The organism is Saccharopolyspora sp. MMCC62 (assembly GCF_057736575.1).
In genome coordinates this window covers 77,990-96,960 of sequence record NZ_JBYKCM010000014.1, presented here as the reverse complement: position 1 = coordinate 96,960, position 18,971 = coordinate 77,990, and the positions used below count along the sequence as shown (strand labels likewise).

15 protein-coding genes are annotated in these 18,971 nt (G+C 73.0%); 4 read left to right on the top strand and 11 right to left on the bottom strand.

What is annotated here, in order from left to right; genetic code table 11:
- Positions 1-9: 9 nt before the first annotated feature.
- The gene (locus tag AC29IT_RS26370; RefSeq protein ID WP_488220455.1) at positions 10-492 is read right to left on the bottom strand and encodes a hypothetical protein; all 483 of its coding nucleotides are present in this window, start codon (positions 490-492) and stop codon (positions 10-12) included.
- A complete protein-coding gene (locus AC29IT_RS26365) occupies positions 489-959 on the bottom strand; it encodes a Panacea domain-containing protein (RefSeq protein ID WP_358436188.1) in 471 nt (156 codons plus the stop codon). The genes AC29IT_RS26370 and AC29IT_RS26365 overlap by 4 nt, the downstream gene beginning before the upstream one ends.
- 224 nt (positions 960-1,183) lie before the next feature.
- On the opposite strand from AC29IT_RS26365, the gene AC29IT_RS26360 reads away from it, so the two are divergent.
- On the top strand, positions 1,184-1,837 hold the full coding sequence (locus tag AC29IT_RS26360) for a YdcF family protein (RefSeq protein WP_358436185.1): 654 nt from the start codon (positions 1,184-1,186) through the stop codon (positions 1,835-1,837).
- 86 nt (positions 1,838-1,923) lie between these two features.
- On the opposite strand, the gene AC29IT_RS26355 is transcribed toward AC29IT_RS26360, so the two are convergent.
- The 3 genes from AC29IT_RS26355 to gltB form a co-directional block, all read right to left on the bottom strand.
- Positions 1,924-2,424, bottom strand: a complete 501-nt coding sequence (locus tag AC29IT_RS26355) for a hypothetical protein (protein WP_488220454.1) — start codon at positions 2,422-2,424, stop codon at positions 1,924-1,926.
- 169 nt (positions 2,425-2,593) lie between these two features.
- Positions 2,594-4,096 (bottom strand): glutamate synthase subunit beta, encoded by a 1,503-nt coding sequence (locus tag AC29IT_RS26350; RefSeq protein ID WP_488220453.1) that lies wholly within the window; start codon positions 4,094-4,096, stop codon positions 2,594-2,596.
- A complete protein-coding gene (gltB, locus tag AC29IT_RS26345; RefSeq protein ID WP_488220452.1) occupies positions 4,089-8,639 on the bottom strand; it encodes a glutamate synthase large subunit in 4,551 nt (1,516 codons plus the stop codon). The genes AC29IT_RS26350 and gltB overlap by 8 nt, the downstream gene beginning before the upstream one ends.
- Positions 8,640-9,150: 511 nt before the next feature.
- Between gltB and AC29IT_RS26340 the strand changes: the two genes are divergently transcribed.
- From AC29IT_RS26340 to AC29IT_RS26330, 3 genes are read left to right on the top strand one after another with little or no spacing between them, the layout of a single operon-like run.
- Positions 9,151-10,125, top strand: a complete 975-nt coding sequence (locus AC29IT_RS26340; protein WP_358436174.1) for an ABC transporter substrate-binding protein — start codon at positions 9,151-9,153, stop codon at positions 10,123-10,125.
- A gap of 5 nt (positions 10,126-10,130) precedes the next feature.
- A complete protein-coding gene (locus AC29IT_RS26335) occupies positions 10,131-11,150 on the top strand; it encodes a FecCD family ABC transporter permease (protein ID WP_488220451.1) in 1,020 nt (339 codons plus the stop codon).
- Positions 11,147-11,920: an ABC transporter ATP-binding protein gene (locus tag AC29IT_RS26330; RefSeq protein ID WP_358436168.1), complete on the top strand. Its 774-nt coding sequence runs from the start codon at positions 11,147-11,149 to the stop codon at positions 11,918-11,920. Before AC29IT_RS26335 ends, AC29IT_RS26330 begins: the two co-directional genes overlap by 4 nt.
- Before the next feature lie 86 nt (positions 11,921-12,006).
- On the opposite strand, the gene lgt is transcribed toward AC29IT_RS26330, so the two are convergent.
- The 6 genes from lgt to AC29IT_RS26300 all read right to left on the bottom strand — a co-directional run bounded on the left by lgt (position 12,007) and on the right by AC29IT_RS26300 (position 18,950).
- Positions 12,007-13,206 carry a prolipoprotein diacylglyceryl transferase gene (gene lgt, locus AC29IT_RS26325; protein ID WP_358436165.1) on the bottom strand — a complete coding sequence of 400 codons (1,200 nt, stop codon included), beginning with the start codon at positions 13,204-13,206 and terminating at the stop codon, positions 12,007-12,009.
- 89 nt (positions 13,207-13,295) lie between these two features.
- Positions 13,296-14,090 (bottom strand): tryptophan synthase subunit alpha, encoded by a 795-nt coding sequence (trpA, locus tag AC29IT_RS26320; RefSeq protein WP_358436162.1) that lies wholly within the window; start codon positions 14,088-14,090, stop codon positions 13,296-13,298.
- Positions 14,087-15,388: a tryptophan synthase subunit beta gene (trpB, locus tag AC29IT_RS26315; protein WP_358436159.1), complete on the bottom strand. Its 1,302-nt coding sequence runs from the start codon at positions 15,386-15,388 to the stop codon at positions 14,087-14,089. Before trpB ends, trpA begins: the two co-directional genes overlap by 4 nt.
- 323 nt (positions 15,389-15,711) lie before the next feature.
- Complete coding sequence (gene trpC, locus AC29IT_RS26310) at positions 15,712-16,524, bottom strand: indole-3-glycerol phosphate synthase TrpC (protein WP_358436157.1); 813 nt, start codon at positions 16,522-16,524, stop codon at positions 15,712-15,714.
- A 279-nt stretch (positions 16,525-16,803) separates the two neighbouring features.
- Positions 16,804-17,391 (bottom strand): Trp biosynthesis-associated membrane protein, encoded by a 588-nt coding sequence (locus AC29IT_RS26305; RefSeq protein WP_488220450.1) that lies wholly within the window; start codon positions 17,389-17,391, stop codon positions 16,804-16,806.
- Positions 17,388-18,950, bottom strand: coding sequence for an anthranilate synthase component I (locus AC29IT_RS26300; RefSeq protein ID WP_488220449.1), 1,563 nt, complete (start codon positions 18,948-18,950; stop codon positions 17,388-17,390). The genes AC29IT_RS26305 and AC29IT_RS26300 overlap by 4 nt, the downstream gene beginning before the upstream one ends.
- Between the last annotated feature and the right edge of the window lie 21 nt (positions 18,951-18,971).

Genomic DNA, 18,971 nt, shown 5'->3' with positions numbered 1-18,971 from the left:
CGTCCCGGTTCAGGTGTGCTTCTTGCGACTGGGGACCACCTCGTGCCGCGGGTCCCACCAGAGAGCGTAGAAGCGGTTGTTCTCCACGAATCCGAACAGCCGCCGCTCCCCGGTGATCCGCAACCGGTGGATCACGTCGCGGTCGTCGAGCCCGAGCTCGACCAGGCGCTCCCAGGCAGGCTTCGCCAGGTCACCCAGCGAGTAGTCCTGCGAACGCTGGTGGCTGTGGATCACCTCGTTCACCGTCATGGACTCGAACGCGCTGATGCTGCGCAGCAACGTCTTGTGATCTTCCGGGGTGATGCGGGTCAGGCACCAGCTGCCGTTCAGATCCACTTTGGACAGGGAGACCATCAGCTTCGTGCCGGGGTCTCCCGGGGTCAGCGCGAGGCGAGGCCGCTTCTCCGCGGACGGTGCGGCCGCGCGGTGCATCTTCGGCACCGAGCTTCCGGCGGGCACCGCCTGCTGCTTCTTCGGCGACTTCCGGCTCACACGTCCTCCGCGTCCGCGTCGGCGCCGGTGAGCCCGTCGTAGTACTCGTGCATGGCGGCGTGCTCGATCACGGCGCTGCCGCGTTCACCGTCGCCCAGCCGCGCACGAGAACGCGCCTCCCGCCACGGTGCTTCGCGATGGGTGAGCTCGCTGAGCCAGTGCGCGGACCGGTCCGCGTACGCGTCGAGCACCGCTTCCACGCTGCCGCGTTCCGCCTCGTCCAGCACCGTCCGGTCACCGCCGAGGGCGTCCTCGGCGTTCAGCCGGAACTTCCCGCGGTGGCGGGCGTACAGCTCCGGTACCACCGGGCCGTTCGCCCACGCCTGGATAGGCTCGTCAAAGAGCGGGCGCTCCTCCCACACCAGGTGCCAGGCCTGGCTGTAGTACACGAGCTTCTGCAACTTCATGGCCGTCATCGGCCCCCGCCGGTGCAGGATGTACGCGGCCACGTCGTTCGCCTTCACCACTTCGCCCCCTCTCCTCGACGACGTCGACGATCCCACAGTGCCAGCGGACACCGACCGAATGCTCGGAAACGGGCGTTCGGCCGAGATCGCTCCACCCGATCTTGTGACATTCTCGGGAACCCCGTCGGAGATTCGACGCGAGGACCGATGTTCGGGGTGATGACCGGGCGGCGACGCCGCGTGAGGACCGGCTGCTGACAGCCGAAGCGGAGGGGTGCGTTCCGATGGCGGTACCGACCGAATTGCCCGCGGACGTGCGGACGTTGTGGGACTACCACGACCTGCGGCACGAGCCGCGCCGCTGCGACGTGGGCGTGGGGCTCGGCAGCCACGACCTCGGGGTCGCCACCCGCACCGCCGAGCTGTACCACGAGGGCTGGTTCCCGCGGATCGTGTTCACCGGCTCCAACGCGCCCACCACCGTCGAGCGGTTCCCGCGCGGCGAGGCGGTGCACTTCCGGGAGCACGCGCTGGAGCTCGGCGTGCCCGACGCGGCCATCGCGGTCGAGACCGCGGCCACGAACACCGGCGAGAACATCGACTTCACCCGCGCGCTGCTGGCCGAGCAGGGGCTGCTGCACGCCACGATCACGCTGATCTCCCGCCCGTACCAGCAGCGCCGCGCGCTCGCGACGGCGAAGAAGCGGTGGCCCGAGGCGGAATTCCGCTGCGCGGCGACCCGGCAGTCGCTGGCGGAGTACGTCGAGAGCATCGGCGACCCGGACCGGGTGATCACCATGCTGGTGGGCGACACGCAGCGCATCACCCGCTACGCCGAGCTCGGGTTCGCCGCCCCGCAACCCGTGCCCGCCGAGGTGCACGAGGCCTACCTGCGGCTCGTCGACGCGGGGTACACCGGCAGGCTCGTCCCGGACTGAGCCGAGCCGGGACCGAGCCGAGCGCGCCGGGCACGGCGCCCGCCACCGGCACCGGCACCGGCACCGGCGCGGTCGTCCGAGAACCGTCACCGGTACGCGGGCCCCGCGTACCGGCCCAGCGCCTGGCCGAACTGGTCCTCGGTCTCGCGGACGTCGCCGACGTCGACCAGCCGGTAGCCGGTCCAGCCGTTCTGCTGGACCACCCACGCCGCCGGAACTCCCGGGTTGTGCCCGTCCCGCGGCCACACCGTCAGGTAGGTGGCGGTGCTGCGCTCGTCCTTGGGCTTGCGCAGGGTGCTCAGCGAGACCCCGGCGACGTGCTGCCAGCCCAGCGCCACCCGCACCTTCCGCGCCGGGTGCTGGATCAGGATGCCGCGCTCGTCGATGCGCATCGTCATCGGCCGCAGCCCGTTGATCAGCATGACCACTCCGGCCACGACACCGACCGGCGCCGCGAAGAAGACGTAGTTGATCCGCACGGCCGTGTCCGCGGTCAACCCGCCGATCAGCATCGCGGTCATGACCGCCCCGATCGCGATCAGGAATCCGCCGCCGATCGCCCTGTTCAGGCTCCGGTGGAAATCCACGGTCCCTCCCCATCCACTGTGGACATATGCGGGCCGTGGTCGCGACCCGGAGGGGGAGCTTAAAGATCAACCGGCTCGCGCGTGGCCGGTTCGGCGGGACGGTCCCGTGAACCGGACCACGCGGAAGCCGTGCGGCGCGGGGCGAATCGTGCGAAACCCCGTGAACGCATCAGACCGCGAGGGGCAGCGCCGTCGGGTGCACCGGCGACGGCAGGTCGGAGGCACCGGTCAGGTGCGCGTCCACCGCGTTCGCCACCGAGCGGCCCTCCGCGATCGCCCACACCACCAGCGAGGCGCCGCGGTGCGCGTCACCGCAGACGAACACGCCGGGGGCCTCGGTCTCCCAGCTGGAACCGCAGCCGATGGTGCCGCGCCGGGACAGCTCGATGCCGAGCCCGTCCAGCAGCGGCATGTGCTCCACGCCTTCGAAGCCGATCGCGAACAGCGCCAGGTCGCACGGCACCTCCTCGGCTTCCGCGGACACCGGCACCACCTGCCGCCTGCCGTCGGCGTCCCGCTCCACGCGCACCTCGCGCAGCCGCACCGCGCGCACGTGGCCCTCGTCGTCGCCGACGAACGCCTCCACGGCCACCGCGAACTTCCGCTCGCCGGCCTCCTCGTGCGCCGGGTAGGTGCGCAGCACGTACGGCCAGGTCGGCCACGGCGACAGGTCGTCGTCGCGGCGCGTCGGCGGCTGCGGGTACTGGTCGAGCTGGGTCACGCTCAGCGCGCCCTGCCGGGTCGCGGTGCCGTAGCAGTCGGCGCCGGTGTCCCCGCCGCCGATGACGACGACGTGCTTGCCGTGCGCGGAGATCGACGTCGGCCCGTCGCCCTCCACCTCGCGGTTGGCGGGCACCAGGTGCTCCATCGCCAGGTGCACGCCGGTCAGCTCGCGGCCCGGCACGGTGCGGTCGTCGCGGCCGCGCAGCGCGCCCACCGCGAGCACCACGGCGTCGTGCCCGGCACGCAGCTGCTCCACGGTCAGGTCCACGCCGACCTCGCAGCCGGTGACGAACTTCGTGCCCTCGGCGCGCATCTGGGCCAGCCGCCGGTCCAGGACGGACTTCTCCATCTTGAACTCGGGGATGCCGTAGCGGAGCAGGCCGCCGATGCGGTCGTCCCGCTCGTACACCGTCACCTCGTGCCCGGCGCGGGTCAGCTGCTGGGCGGCGGCCAGGCCCGCCGGACCGGAGCCGACGACGGCGACCCGGTGGCCGGTGTGCGATTCGGGCGGGCTCGGGTGCACCTGGTCCTGCTCCCAGGCGACCTCCGCGATGGTCTCCTCGACGCGCTTGATCGTCACCGCGCCACCGGCGTCCGGGGAGATCGCCAGCACGCACGCCGCCTCGCACGGGGCGGGGCACAACTTCCCGGTGAACTCCGGGAAGTTGTTCGTGGCGTGCAGCCGGTCGCTCGCCCGGTCCCACTGGCCGCGGCGGACCTGGTCGTTCCACTCGGGGATGAGGTTGCCCAGCGGGCAACCGGCGGAACCCGAGTGGCAGAAGGGGATTCCGCAGTCCATGCAGCGCGCGGCCTGCGTGGACACCTCCGCCTTCTGGTCCGAAGTGGACAGCGCGGCGTAGACCTCGCGCCAGTCGCCGAGCCGCTCGTCGTAGGGGCGCTTCGGCGCCTCGGCCCGGGAGAACTTCAAGAAACCCTTCGGGTCAGCCACGGGACGCCTCCATGATCGCCTCTTCCACGTCGCGGCCCTCGGAACGGGCCAGCCGCATCGCCTCCAGCACCCGCGCGTAGTCGCGGGGCATGATCTTCGAGAACGCCGCGGAACGCCGCGTCCAGTCCCCCAGCAGCGAGGCCGCCACCGTGGAACCCGTGCAGTCGTGGTGGCGGCGGACCACCTCGTGCAGCCACTTCAGGTCCTTCGCCGTGGGCTGCTGCACGTCCACCATCGCCGTGTTCACCCGCACCGGATCGAGGTCCAGCACGTAGGCGATGCCGCCGGACATGCCCGCGGCCACGTTGCGCCCGGTGCCGCCGAGCACCACGGCGCGGCCGCCGGTCATGTACTCGAAGGCGTGGTCCCCCGCGCCCTCGGCGACCGCGGTGGCCCCCGAGTTCCGCACGCAGAACCGCTCCCCGACCTGGCCGCGCAGGAACAGCTCGCCCGAGGTGGCGCCGTAGCCGATCACGTTGCCCGCGATCACCTGGTCCTCGGCGGCGAACGCCGAATCCCGGTGCGGGCGCACCACGATGCGGCCGCCGGAGAGGCCCTTGCCGACGTAGTCGTTGGCGTCGCCGACCATCTCCAGCGTCACGCCCGGTGGCAGGAACGCGCCCAGCGACTGCCCGGCCGAGCCCTCCAGCTCCACCCGGATCGTGTCGTCCGGCAGGCCCGCGCCGCCGTAGCGGCGGGTGACCTCGGCGCCGAGCAGGGTGCCCACGGTGCGGTTGACGTTGCGCACCGGCAGCCGCAGCCGCACCGGGTGCGCGTCCTCCAGCGCCGCCTCGGCCAGCTGGATCAGCGTGCGGTCCAGGGCCTGGTCCAGGCCGTGGTCCTGCTCGCGGACGCGGCGGCGCACCGCCGAGTACGGGGTCTCCGGCTCGGCGAACAGCGGCGTCAGGTCCAGGCCGGTGGCCTTCCAGTGCTCCACGGCCTCGTCGGTGCGCAGCGCGCTGACCTGGCCGATCGCCTCGTCCAGGGTGCGGAAGCCCAGCTGCGCCAGGTGCTCGCGGACCTCCTCGGCGACGAACTCGAAGAAGTTCACCACGTGCTCGACCTGGCCGTTGTAGCGCTTGCGCAGCTCCGGGTTCTGGGTGGCCACGCCCACCGGGCAGGTGTCCAGGTGGCAGACGCGCATCATCACGCAGCCCTCGACCACCAGCGGCGCGGTCGCGAAGCCGTACTCCTCGGCGCCGAGCAGCGCGGCGATCACCACGTCGCGGCCGGTCTTCATGCCGCCGTCGACCTGCACGGTGATCCGGTCCCGCAGGCCGTTGAGCAGCAGCGTCTGCTGCGTCTCGGCGAGCCCGATCTCCCACGGGGTGCCCGCGTGCTTGAGCGAGGTCAGCGCGGCCGCGCCGGTGCCGCCGTCGTGCCCGGACACCAGCACCACGTCCGCGTGCGCCTTGCTCACGCCGGCCGCGACCGTGCCCACGCCGACCGAGCTGACCAGCTTCACGTGCACCCGCGCCCGGTCGTTGGCGTTCTTCAGGTCGTGGATCAGCTGCGCCAGGTCCTCGATCGAGTAGATGTCGTGGTGCGGCGGCGGCGAGATCAGCCCGACGCCCGGCGTGGAGTGCCGCGTCTTCGCGATCCACGGGTACACCTTGTGCGCGGGCAGCTGGCCGCCCTCGCCGGGCTTCGCGCCCTGCGCCATCTTGATCTGCACGTCGGTCGCGTTGACCAGGTATTCGCTGGTGACGCCGAAGCGACCGGAGGCGACCTGCTTGATGCCGGAGCGGCGCTCGTCGTCGTAGAGCCGGTCGGCGTCCTCGCCGCCCTCGCCGGAGTTGGAGCGGCCGCCGATGCGGTTCATCGCGATCGCCAGCGTCTCGTGCGCCTCCGCGGAGATCGCGCCGTAGCTCATGCCGCCGGTCGCGAACCGCTTCATGATCTCCGAGATCGGTTCGACCTCGTCGATCGAGATGGGTTCCCGGCCGCTGTCGAGCGCGAACATGCCGCGGACGGTGCCGCCCTTGCGGGCCAGCCGGTCGCACTCGGCGGTGTACTCGCGGTACGCCTCGACCTTGCGGGTCTTGGTGGCGTGCTGCAGCAGGAACACCATCTCCGGGGAGAACAGGTGCAGTTCGCCTTCGCGGCGGTACGCGTACTCGCCGCCGACCTCCAGCCTGCGGTGCGCCCGATCCGTCGGGTTGTCCGGGTAGGCGCGGCGGTGCCGCAGCGCGACCTCTTCGGCCAGCGCGTCCAGCTCGACGCCGCCGAGCTGGGTGCCGGTGCCGGTGAAGTACTCGGTGACCAGTTCCTTCGACAGGCCGACGGCTTCGAAGATCTGCGCGGCCGTGTAGGCGCCGACGGTGGAGATGCCCATCTTCGACATCACCTTCAGCACGCCCTTGACCAGCGCCTGCACGTAGTTGCGGATCGCCACCCGCGGCCGGATCCCGGTGATCTGGCCGGTCGAGATCATGTCCTCGATCGTCTCGAACGCCAGGTAGGGGTTGACCGCGGCGGCGCCGAAGCCGAGCAGCGCGGCGATGTGGTGCACCTCGCGGGCGTCCCCGCTCTCCACCACCAGCGCCACCTTCAGCCGCTCCTTGGTGCGCACCAGGTGGTGGTGCACCGCGGAGACCAGCAGCAGCGACGGGATCGGCGCCAGCCGGTGGTCCGAGTCCCGGTCCGAGAGCACTAGTACTCGGGCGCCCGCACGAATCGCCTCGGAGGCTTCCTCGCGCACCCGTTCGACGGCGTCCGCCAGCGCCTCGGCACCGCCGTCGGCCTCGTACAGGCCGGGCAGCACGGTGCAGGCGAAACCGGGCAGGTCGCCGTCGGAGTTGATGTGGATGAGCTTCGCCAGCTCGTCGTTGTCGATCACCGGCGTCGGCAGCACCACGTGCCTGCACGAGGCCGCGACCGGCTCCAGCAGGTTCTGCTCCGGGCCCATCACCCGCGCCACCGAGGTGACGATCTCCTCCCGGATCGCGTCCAGCGGCGGGTTCGTGACCTGCGCGAAGTGCTGCACGAAGTAGTCGTAGAGCAGCCGGGAGCGCTGCGAGAACGCGGCCTGCGGCGTGTCCGAGCCCATCGAGCCCAGCGGCTCTCCCCCGCCGGAGGCCATCGGCGACAGCAGCAGCGACAGCTCTTCCTCGGTGTAGCCGAACGTGAGCTGGCGGCGCACCACCGACTCGTGGCTCTGCACCACGTGCTCGCGGTCCGCGAGCTGGCCCAGGTTCAGCTGGCCCGCGTGCAGCCACTCCTCGTAGGCGTGCTGCTCGGCGAGCTCGGTCTTGATCTCGTCGTCGTCGACGACGCGGCCCTGCTCGGTGTCGATCAGGAACATGCGGCCCGGCTGCAACCGGCCCTTCGCGACGACCTCCGCCGGTTCCAGGTTCAGCACCCCGGACTCGCTGGCCAGCACCACCCGGTCGTCGGCGGTGCGCCACCAGCGCGCCGGGCGCAGCCCGTTGCGGTCCAGCACCGCGCCCACCAGGGAACCGTCGGTGAAGGTGACGCAGGCCGGGCCGTCCCACGGCTCCATCAGGCCCGCGTGGAAGCGGTAGAACGCCTTGCGCTTCGGATCCATCTCGGCGTGGTTCTCCCACGCCTCCGGGATCATCATCAGCACCGAGTGCGGCAGCGACCGCCCGCCCAGGTGCAGCAGCTCCAGCACCTCGTCGAACGACGCCGAGTCCGAACCGTCCTCGGCGCAGATCGGGTACAGCCGGGACAGGTCGCCCGGGATCAGGTCGGACTCCAGCAGCGCCTCCCGGGACCGCATCCGGTTCCGGTTCCCGCGGATCGTGTTGATCTCGCCGTTGTGCGCCATGTAGCGGAACGGGTGCGCCAGCGGCCACGACGGGAAGGTGTTCGTGGAGAACCGGCTGTGCACCACCGCGATCGCCGAGACCAGGCGCTCGTCGGTGAGGTCCGGGAAGAACAGCGGCAGCTGCTCGGTGGTCAGCATGCCCTTGTAGACGAAGGTGCGCGCCGACAGCGACGCGAAGTACAGCTCGGTGCCGGCCCGCGCGGACTCCCGCTCCGCGCGCTTGCGCAGGCAGAACGCCAACCGGTCCAGCTCCAGCCCGGCCTGCCCGGACGAGCCCTCGACCAGCAGCGTCGCGAAGTGCGGCATGCACTCCAGCGCGGTGGTGCCCACCTCGGCGGCCGCCGGGGCGATCGGCACCTCCCGCCAGCCCAGCACGCGCAGGTCCTCTTCGGCGGCGATGCGCTCCACCAGCGCCACCGCCTCCGCGCGCAGCGCCGGATCGGCGGGCAGGAACGCGAGGCCCGCCGCGTAGCGCGCGCGACCGGCCGCGTCCGGCTCGGGCAGATCGAACCCCGTACAGGAGCGCAGCAGCTCATCGGGCAGCTGCAGCAGCACCCCGGCGCCGTCCCCACTGGTCGGTTCCGCGCCCGCGGCCCCGCGGTGGTCGAGATTCGCCAGCGCGGTCATCGCATCGGCCACGATGCCGTGCGAGCGGCGCCCCTGGACGTCGGCCACCATGGCGACCCCGCAGGAATCGTGCTCGGAAGCGGGGTCGTACAGACCCTGAGCGGCGGGAAAGGCAGAGAAGACCACTGCGCAAACCTCCCTCGTCGGTACTCGTGCGGAAAGACCACCGCGGTAGTCGCGTTGATCTCTTCTGGGCACGGGACGACGCTGGCCCGCGTGGGCGTCCGGCGCTGGACGGGTGGTCGGCCGAGCCGGGCAACGGCACCGGACTCGGCGATGCGAGACGTTCGGCGACCGGACCGGGCGCGGATGTCGACCTGGCTCGCGAAGCTCGACCCCGCCGGCAACGCGGGACCGGGGAATTCACGAGCGCCTGCGGCCACGACCCGGAGTTCGACGAACCTTAACAACGACGATACCCGGAAGCAGCACCGCAAGTCAGCTCTCAGCCCGCGTGAATATTCCGACGTCCGACCGAACCGCGTCAAGACCGCGCGCCGCGGAACCCCTGCGCACCCCGGCAACCGGGGCGGGACGATCAGCTCCTGGTACCTTTCCAGCTCGGGGCGCTCGCGGCGGCGAATTCCGGTGCGTTCGCGCGGGCGTCGCCGTCCGCCACCGCACCCGGTGCGCACCCGTGGCGCACCGGCCCGACCACGAGGACGCCATGCTCGGGTTCCGCCGCCTCCCCGCCCTGCTGCTGACGGTGCTGGCCCTGCTGTTCGCAGGCACCGCGTGCGCCACGCGCACCCCGTCCCCGGCACCCGAAGCCCCCGTCGAAGACCCCGCGGCCGCGTTCCCCGCGGAGATCACCATCGACGGCCAGCAGCCGATCACGCTGCCCCAGCAGCCCAAGCACATCGTGTCGCTGAGCCCCACCGCCACCGAATCGCTCTACGCGATCGGCGCGGGCGAGCAGGTCGCGGCCGCCGACCGGTTCTCCGACTACCCCGCCGACGCACCTCGCACCGAGCTCAACGGCCTCACCAGCGACGCCGCCGCCGTCGCCGGCCACGACCCGGATCTGGTCATCGCGCCCGACGGCGCCGGGAAGCTCGTCGAGGGGCTGCGCGAACTGGAGATCCCGGTGCTCGTCACGCCCGCCGCGAAATCGCTGGACGACGCCTACGCGCAGATCGAGACCCTCGGCCAGGCCACCGGGCACAGCAGGCAGGCGCGGGACGTCACCGGCCGGATGCGCGCGGACATCGCGAAGATCGTCGCCGACACGCCGAAGGCGCCGGAACCGCTGAGCTACTTCCACGAGCTCAGCCCCGACTACTACACCGCCACCTCCCGCAGCTTCATCGGCAGCGTGTACGGGCTGTTCGGGCTCACCAACATCGCCGACGACGCCGAGGGCGAGTTCCCGCAGCTCGCGCAGGAGCGGATCGTGCAGGCCGACCCCGACCTGATCTTCCTCGCCGACACGGACTGCTGCGGCGCCACCGCCGAGTCCGCCGCCGCCCGGCCCGGCTGGGACACCCTCACCGCCGTCCGCGAGCGCCGGGTCGTCCCGCTCGACGAGGACGTCGCCGGGCGCTGGGGACCGCGCGTGGTCGACCTGGTGCGCGCGGTCGCCGACTCCGTGTCCCGCGCCCAGCGGCCCTGAGCCGGGTGCGCGGCACGACCCGGCTGCGGCCCGGACCGCTGCTGGCGGGCGTCGCGGCGCTGCTGCTGGCCCTGCTGGTCTCGGTGTTGCTCGGGGCCGCCGACCTCGGCTGGACCCGGGTGCTGGCCGAGATCGGCGCCCAGCTCACCGGCGGGCACTCCCCGCTGTCCGAACGGGAGGCGGCGATCCTGTGGCGGCTGCGGGTACCGCGCGCGGTGCTCGGGGCGCTCGTCGGGGCCGCGCTCGCCGTGTCCGGCGCCGCCTTCCAAGGCGTGTTCCGCAACCCGCTCGCCGACCCGTACCTGCTCGGTGCGGCCAGCGGCGCGGGCCTCGGCGTCACCCTCGTGATCACGGTGCTGCCGGATGCCACCACCGCGCCCGGAGCCGCGCAGGCCGCCGCGTTCGCCGGGGCGCTCGCCGGCGTCGCCACCACCTGGCTGCTGGGGCGCGCGGCGGGCGGCGGCGCCGCGACCCTGGTGCTCGCCGGAGTCGCCGTCGGCGCGTTCCTCTCCGCCGGGCAGACGTTCCTGCAACAGCTCCAGCTGCAGAGCCTGCAGCAGGTCTACCTGTGGATACTCGGGCGGCTGAGCACCGCGGGCTGGACCGACGTGCTGCTGGTGCTGCCGCTCGTCGTCGTCTCCGGCGCGGTGCTGTGGGCCTGCGCCCGGCTGCTCGACGTGCTCGGCACCGGTGACGAAGAGGCGGCGGCGCTCGGCGTGCACCCCGGCCGGGTCCGCGCCATCGTGCTGCTGGCCGCCTCGCTCGCCACCTCCGCGGCCGTGTCCGTCGCCGGGCTCATCGGCTTCGTCGGGCTCGTCGTCCCGCACCTGGTGCGGCTCGCGTTCGGCGGCGGCAACCGGATCGTGGTGCCGCTGTCGCTGCTGTTCGGCGGGGCGTTCCTGGTGCTGGCCGACGTCCTCGCGCGCAGCGTCCTCGCCCCCGCCGAACTGCCCATCGGCGTGATCACCGCGTTCACCGGGGCCCCGTTCTTCGCCCTGCTGCTGCACCGGAGCAGGCGCGCATGACCGGGCTGCGGGTGCGCGAGCTGACCGCCGGATACCGGCGGCGCACCGTGCTGGCCGGGGTGTCCGCCGAGGTGCCCACCGGTGGCTGGCTCGCCGTCATCGGCCCCAACGGCTCCGGAAAGTCCACGCTGCTCAAAGCCGTCGCGGGGCTGCTGCCGCACCGCGGCGAGGTGCTCGTCGACGGCGAGCCGCTGCACCGGGCCGGGCGGCGCGCACGGGCCCGGCTGCTCGCCTACGCGCCGCAGACCCCGCAGCTGCCGCCGGGGCTCACCGTCACCGACTACGTGCTGCTCGGCCGCACCCCGCACCTCGGGCTGCTCGGACGGGAAGGACGCCGCGACCTCGACGTCGTCGAGCACGTCGTGGAGCGGCTCGACCTGGCCGGGCTCGCCCGGCGACCGCTGACCGAGCTCTCCGGCGGCGAACGGCAGCGGGCCGTGCTCGGGCGGGCGCTGGCCCAGCGGGCCGGAGTGCTGCTGCTGGACGAACCGACCACCGGACTCGACCTCGGACACGCGCAAGCACTGCTCGACCTGGTGGACGAGCTGCGGCGCGAACTCGGCACCACCGTCGTCACCACGCTGCACGACCTGACGATCTCCGCGCAGTACGCCGAACGCTTACTGCTGCTCGCCGACGGGGCCACCGCCGCGCACGGCCCGCCCGCCGAGGTGCTCACGCCCGAAGTGCTCACCGAGCACTACGACGCCCGGGTGGTGGTGCTCACCGGTCCCGACGGGACGCCGGTGATCGCACCGGTGCGGGGTTGACCTCGACCTTCCCCGGCCTGCGGGCTCGTACGAGAACGGCCGCGCCTCCGGGGTCGGTGGCGCGGCCGTAGTCGGAACGGTTCGGGTCAGTCGTCGCGTTCGGAGTCCTCGGAGGTCTTCTCGCTCGTCGCGGCGGAGGGCTCCTTCGGGCGGTCGGCCTGCTCGTCCGCCTGCTTCGACCCGGTGGTCTTCGCGTCCGTGGTCTTCGAGTCGTCGGCCTTCGCGTCCACTGCCGTCGCGTCGTCGGACTTCGCGTCACCGGATGTGCCACCACCGGAAGCAGCGCCGGATTCCCGAGCGCCGGACTCCGCCGCGTCCGCCTCCTCACCCGCGTCGGCCCGCGCCGCCCCGCCGGAACCGGCCGCGGGCTCCGCGTAGTCGTCGTCGCCCGGCAGCGGCTTGCCGCGCAGCAGCGCCGGATCCTCCCGCTTGCCGCGCACCACCAGCAGGTAGATCACGGCCAGCGCGAACACCACGAGCGAGGTGACCACGTTGATGCGCACGCCGAACACGTGGGTGGCCGCGTCGGTGCGCATCATCTCGATCCACACCCGGCCCGCCGTGTACCCGGCGACGTACAGCGCGAACACCCGGCCGCGCCCCATCCGGAACCTGCGGTCCGCCCACACCAGCAGCACCGCGATCAGCAGGTTCCACAGCAGCTCGTACAGGAACGTCGGGTGCACCACCGCCAGCGGCGCGCCCTGGTCGACCGCGTGCCCGGCGATCGGGTTCACGACGCCGAACTCGTCGACGCGCCGGTAGATCTCCAGGCCCCACGGCACCGTGGTCGGGCTGCCGTAGAGCTCCTGGTTGAACCAGTTCCCCAACCGACCGATGGCCTGCGCCGTGATCAGCGCCGGGGCGATCGCGTCGGCGAAGGCGGGCAGCGGCACGCCGCGCCTGCGGCAGCCGATCCACGCGCCGACCGCGCCGAGGGCCACCGCGCCCCAGATGCCGAGGCCGCCCTCCCAGACCTTCAGCGCGTCGATCGGGTCGCGGCCCGGGCCGAAGTACTTGTACCAGTCCGTCGCCACGTGGTAGAGCCGACCGCCGACCAGGCCGAACGGCACCGCGAACACCGCGATGTCGGTGACCGTGCCCGGACGTCCGCCGCGGGCCTGCCAGCGCCGGTCGCCCCACAGGATCGCGACCACGATCCCGGCGATGATGCACAGCGCGTAGGCGCGCAGCGGCACCGGGCCGAGGTACCAGACCCCTTGCGGGGGGCTCGGGATGTTCGCCAGGAACGAGGTCGCCGGGGCAGCGAGGTTGTGCGCGCTCACCCGAACACCGTATCGGTCCGCCGCGCCACCCCCATCGCCAGGTGAACGGCCCGCCCGTCCGAGCCGGTGGGCCGTTCACCCGGGGTGCTTCAGCGGGAGCGGACTCCCCGGCCCAGTTCGGCGGCGATCTCGCGGACGCCCGCGGGCCCGTCCTGCTCAGCGCGGTTGATGAACGCCGAGCCGACGATGACGCCGTCGGCGAACTTCGCGACCTGCGCGGCCTGCTCGCCGGAGCGGACGCCGAGGCCCACCCCGATCGGCAGGTCGGTGTGCGCGCGGGTCCGCCGCACCAGGCCTTCCGCCTGGTCACCGACGGTGTCGCGGGCACCGGTCACGCCCATCACCGAGGTGGCGTAGACGAACCCGGAGCTGGCCTTCGCCGTCATCGCCAGCCGCTGCTCGGTCGACGACGGGGCGACCAGGAAGATCCGGTCCACGCCGTGCGCCTCGCTGGCGGCCATCCAGTCGTCGGCCTCGTCCGGCACCAGGTCCGGCGTGATCACGCCGAGCCCGCCCGCGGCGGCCAGGTCGCGGGCGAACGCGTCCGGCCCGTACTGGTGCACGGGGTTCCAGTAGGTCATCACCACGGCGTGCTTGCCCGCGTCGGCGATCGAGGACACCACGTCGAACAGGTCCCGGACCCGGAACCCGGCGCGCAGCGCCACGTCCCCGGCGGCCTGGATGGTCGGTCCGTCGATCACCGGGTCGGAGAACGGGACGCCGACCTCCACCACGTCGCAGCCGGGCCCGTCGTCGGTACCGGCGAGCATGCCCGCCAGCAGTTCCTTCGAGCCCTCGACCGTGGGGTAGCCCGCGGGCAGGTACCCGATCAGCGCCGCGCGGTCCTCGGCGCGGCAGGTCGCGAACACCTCGTGCAGGCTCACCGCGCCGCCTCCCCGTCTGCGTCGTCCGCCACCGGCTCGCCCGACTCGTCGACGAGGCCGAAGTACTTCGCGGCGGTGTCCATGTCCTTGTCGCCGCGGCCGGAGAGGCTCACCAGCAACGTGGCGTCCGGCCCCAGCTCGCGGCCCAGCCGCAGCGCGCCCGCGAGGGCGTGCGCGGACTCGATGGCCGGGATGATGCCCTCGGTGCGGGACAGCAACCGGAACGCCTGCATCGCCTCGTCGTCGGTGACGGCGATGTACTCGGCGCGACCGGCGTCCTTGAGGTACGAGTGCTCCGGCCCCACGCCCGGGTAGTCCAGGCCCGCCGAGATCGAGTAGGCCTCGGTGATCTGTCCGTCCTCGTCCTGCAGCAGGTAGGAGCGGGCGCCGTGCAGCGTGCCCGGCGTGCCCTTGCTCAGGGTGGCGCCGTGCTCACCGCTGTCCAGGCCGTGCCCGGCCGGCTCGCAGCCGATCAGCCGCACGCCCGGGTCGTCGATGAAGCCGTGGAAGATGCCGATGGCGTTGGAGCCGCCGCCGACGCACGCCACCACCGCGTCCGGCAGCCCGCCGAACTGCGCCAGCGACTGCTCGCGGGACTCCTCGCCGATGATCTTGTGGAAGTTGCGGACCATCACCGGGAACGGGTGCGCCCCGGCCGCCGTGCCCAGCAGGTAGTGGGTGTCCTCGACGTTGGCGACCCAGTCCCGCAGCGCCTCGTTGATCGCGTCCTTCAGCGTCGCCGAGCCGTTCGCCACCGGCCGCACCTCGGCGCCCAGCAGCCGCATCCGCGCCACGTTCAGCGCCTGCCGCTCGGTGTCGACCTGTCCCATGTAGATCACGCAGTCGAGGTCGAGCAGCGCGCAGGCCGTCGCCGTGGCCACGCCGTGCTGACCGGCGCCGGTCTCGGCGATGACGCGACGCTTGCCCATCCGCTTGACCAGCAGCGCCTGCCCCAGCACGTTGTTGATCTTGTGGGAGCCGGTGTGGTTCAGGTCCTCGCGCTTGAGCAGGATGCGCGCCCCGCCCGCGTGCTCGCCGAACCGCTTCGCCTCGGTCAGCAACGACGGGCGCCCCGCGTAGTCGCGCAGCAGCCGCGCCAGCTCGTTCACGTACTCCGGGTCCAGCTGCGCCTTCTCGTACTCCGCGGCCAGCTCGTCCTGCGCGGCGATCAACGCCTCCGGCATGAACCGGCCGCCGTAGGGGCCGAAGTGGCCCCGCTCGTCCGGGTCGTGCCCCTCGGGCACCGGACGGCCCGGCCGGTGCGCGCGATCGTGCTGCGCGTCGTGCACCGTCGCCATCTAGGTCACCTCTCTAGTAGTCCTCAGCCGCCGGAGTCCGGCCGCGCACCGCACGCCGCACGCGCGGCACCTCACCTCGGGTTCCCGGAACCGGCGCCGCGACACCGGCGACCGCCGACGCCGCCGCCGAGCGGTCCGAAGCCGGATGCGACCGGACCCGGGGCCGATCAGCCCCGAACCCGGTCGACGTCGAACCCGGTCGACGTCCAGCCCGGTCGGCACCGAGCCGGTCGGCGCCGAGCCCGGTCAGCCCCGGGCCGGCCGGCGCCGAGCCCGGGGACCGGATGCGAACGGCGCCGACATCCGGCGACCGCCCGGGTAGATCAGCGGCTGGGCCGCGGGCACGCCGGGTGCGAGCCGGCCGTCACCAGCTGGGTCACCGCGACCCGCGGGTTCTCGCTGGTCACCAGGCCTTCGCCGACCAGCACCGCGTCCGCGCCCGACCCCGCGTAGGCCATCAGGTCGCTCGGGCCGCGCACGCCGGACTCCGCCACCTTCAGCACCTCCGGCGGCAGGCCGGGCGCGATCCGCCCGAAGACCTCGCGGTCCACGTCCAGGGTGTGCAGGTTGCGGGCGTTGATGCCGATGACCTTCGCCCCGGCCTCCAGCGCGCGGTCCGCCTCCTCGGCGGTGTGCACCTCGACCAGCGCGGTCATGCCCAGCGACTCGACCCGGTCCAGCAGGGCCTCCAGCGCGTTCTGCTCCAGGGCGGCCACGATCAGCAGCACCATGTCCGCGCCGTGCGCGCGCGCCTCGTGCACCTGGTACGGGCTGACCACGAAGTCCTTGCGCAGCAGCGGAGTGGCCGGGACCTTCGCGCGCACCGCGTCGAAGTCCGCCAGCGAACCGCCGAAGCGGCGCTGCTCGGTCAGCACGCTGATCACCCGCGCGCCCGCCTCCGAGTAGTCCGCGGCCAGGTCGGCGGGTTCGCCGATCTCCGCGAGCTCACCCTTCGACGGGCTGCGCCGCTTCACCTCCGCGATCACGCCGACGCCGGGCGCGCGCAGCGCGGCCAGCGCGTCGTGCGGCGGTGGCGCCGCGGCCGAACGCTGCTTGATCTCGTCGAACGGAACGGCGGATTCGCGGGAGGCCATGTCCTCGCGAACGCCTTCGATGATGGATTCCAGAACGCTCACTCGAACACCTCGCCACGCGTGCCCCGAACACTCGCCCGCAGGTCTCGAAAATCGTCATTGACGCAGCCGAACTCAGCGCGCTCGATCACGACACTCCCCTTCCCGCCGTGCCGTTCGCATGGCCGATGCTAACCCCGCGCGGTGCGGCCGCCGCCCAAGGGGTCGGTACAACGTCCCTGCACAGCAAGGACCTTCGTCCCTTGCCGACTCCGATCGACGGACTCCCCGCCGCCACCCGGACGTACCCGAACCGGTGCCGGGACCGCGCTGCGCACGCGGCTAGCGCTCGTCGGTCGGGTCCGCTCCCTCGTCCAGAGCGTCCCACAGCCTTTTGTCCGGATCGGTGGACTTCCGCTTCTCCGCCCCCGGCGCCGAGTACCGCGCGCCCATCGCGGGCATCCGCCCGGCGCGCACCGCGGCCAGCGCGCCCGCGGCGAGCAGCGCCAGCCCGGCCAGCACCACCAGCAGCGGGCCGAACGGGGTGAGCACCGGCTCGCCCACCGGCTCACCGCCCGAGGGCACTCCCGGCGGCACGAACCCGGCCGAGGCGGTGAACCACCACGTGCCCGCCCGCCACAGCAGCAGCACGCCGCCCAGCAGGGTCAGCACGCCCACCACGCGGCGCAGCAGACCGCCGGTGGCGAGCACCGCGGCGACCGCGGCCAGCGCGGCCAGGGCCAGCGGCACCAGCTCCGGACGCGCCACCGCGCCCGAGGCCACCGCGTCCACCTCGCCGGAGAACGGGGTGCGGTACTGCCGCGACGCCCAGGTCAGCGCGCTCGCGCCCCACAACAGCCCCGCCGCGGCCACCAGCAGCAGCACCACCGACCACAGCAGCCGCGGCGAGGTCTCGCGCCGCGCCGTCACACCCGCTCCGCCACGTCCGCCGGGCGCGAGTCCGGAGCGCGCAGCGTCTGCGCGGTCGCGACCGCGTTGAGCACCGCCTTCGCCTTGTTCAGCGACTCCTGGTCCTCCGCCACCGGGTCCGAATCGGCGACGATGCCGCCACCCGCCTGGACGTACGCCACCCCGTCGCGCACCAGCGCGGTGCGGATCGCGATCGCCGTGTCGGCGTCCCCGGCGAAGTCCAGGTAGCCGACCACCCCGCCGTACTGGGCGCGGCGCGTCGGCTCCAGCTCCTCGATCAGCTCCAGCGCCCGCGGCTTCGGCGCACCGGACAGGGTGCCCGCCGGGAAGCAGGCGGTGACCGCGTCGAACGCGGTGCGGCCCTCGTCCAAGGTGCCGGTGACCGTGGAGACCAGGTGCATCACGTGGCTGTAGCGCTCGATGCGGAAGAACTCGACCACGTGCACCGAACCGGCGCGGCACACCCGGCCCAGGTCGTTGCGGCCCAGGTCGACCAGCATCAGGTGCTCGGCGCGCTCCTTCTCGTCGTTGCTGAGCTCCTTCTCCAGCCGCGCGTCCTCGTCCTCGTCCGCGCCGCGCCAGCGGGTGCCCGCGATCGGGTGCGTCGTCGCCTGGCCGTCGCGGACCGTCACCAGCGATTCGGGGCTGGAGCCGACGATGTCGAACGGGCTGCCGCCCGCCGGGTCGGCCAGCCGCAGCAGGTACATGTACGGGCTCGGGTTCGTGGTGCGCAGCACCCGGTAGACGTCGAGGGCGTCCGCGCTGGTCTCCATCTCGAAGCGCTGCGAGACGACGACCTGGAAGGCCTCGCCCGCGCGGATCGCCTCCTTCGCCGTCTCCACCGCCCGGTAGTGCTCCTCGGGGGTGCGACGGCGGGTGAAGTCCGGCGCTGGGCGGGAGAAGGACGCCACGGTCGGCGCGGACGGCGTGCACAGCCGCTCGGTCATCTCGTCCAGCCTGCGGACCGCGTCGTCGTAGGCGGCGTCCACCCGCTCCGGGCTGTCGTCCCAGTTCACCGCGTTCGCGATCAGCGTGATCGTGCCCTCGTGGTGGTCCAGCGCGGCCAGGTCGGTGGCCAGCAGCATCACCAGCTCGGGGATGTGCAGGTCGTCCTCGGTGAGCTCCGGCAGCCGCTCCAGGCGGCGCACCGCGTCGTAGCCCAGGTAGCCGACCATGCCCCCGGTCAGCGGCGGCAGGCCCGGCAGCGGATCGGTGCGCAGCAGCCGCACCGTCTCGCGCAGCGCCTCCAGCGGATCACCGCCGGTCGGCAGGCCCACCGGGGGCGTGCCCGTCCAGCAGGCCTCGCCGTCGCGCACGGTCAGCGCGGCGGCGCTGCGCACGCCGATGAACGACCAGCGCGACCAGGAACGCCCGTTCTCCGCCGACTCGAACAGGAACGTGCCCGTCCGGTCGCCCGCGAGCTTCCGGTACACCGAGAGCGGGGTCTCGTCGTCGGCCAGCAACCGCCGCACGACGGGGATGACCCGCCGTCCGGCGGCCAGGTCGCGGAACTCCGCGCGGTCCGGGGTGATGCTGCCGATGTCGCCGTCGCCAACCATGTCCACATTGTGCCGACCCCG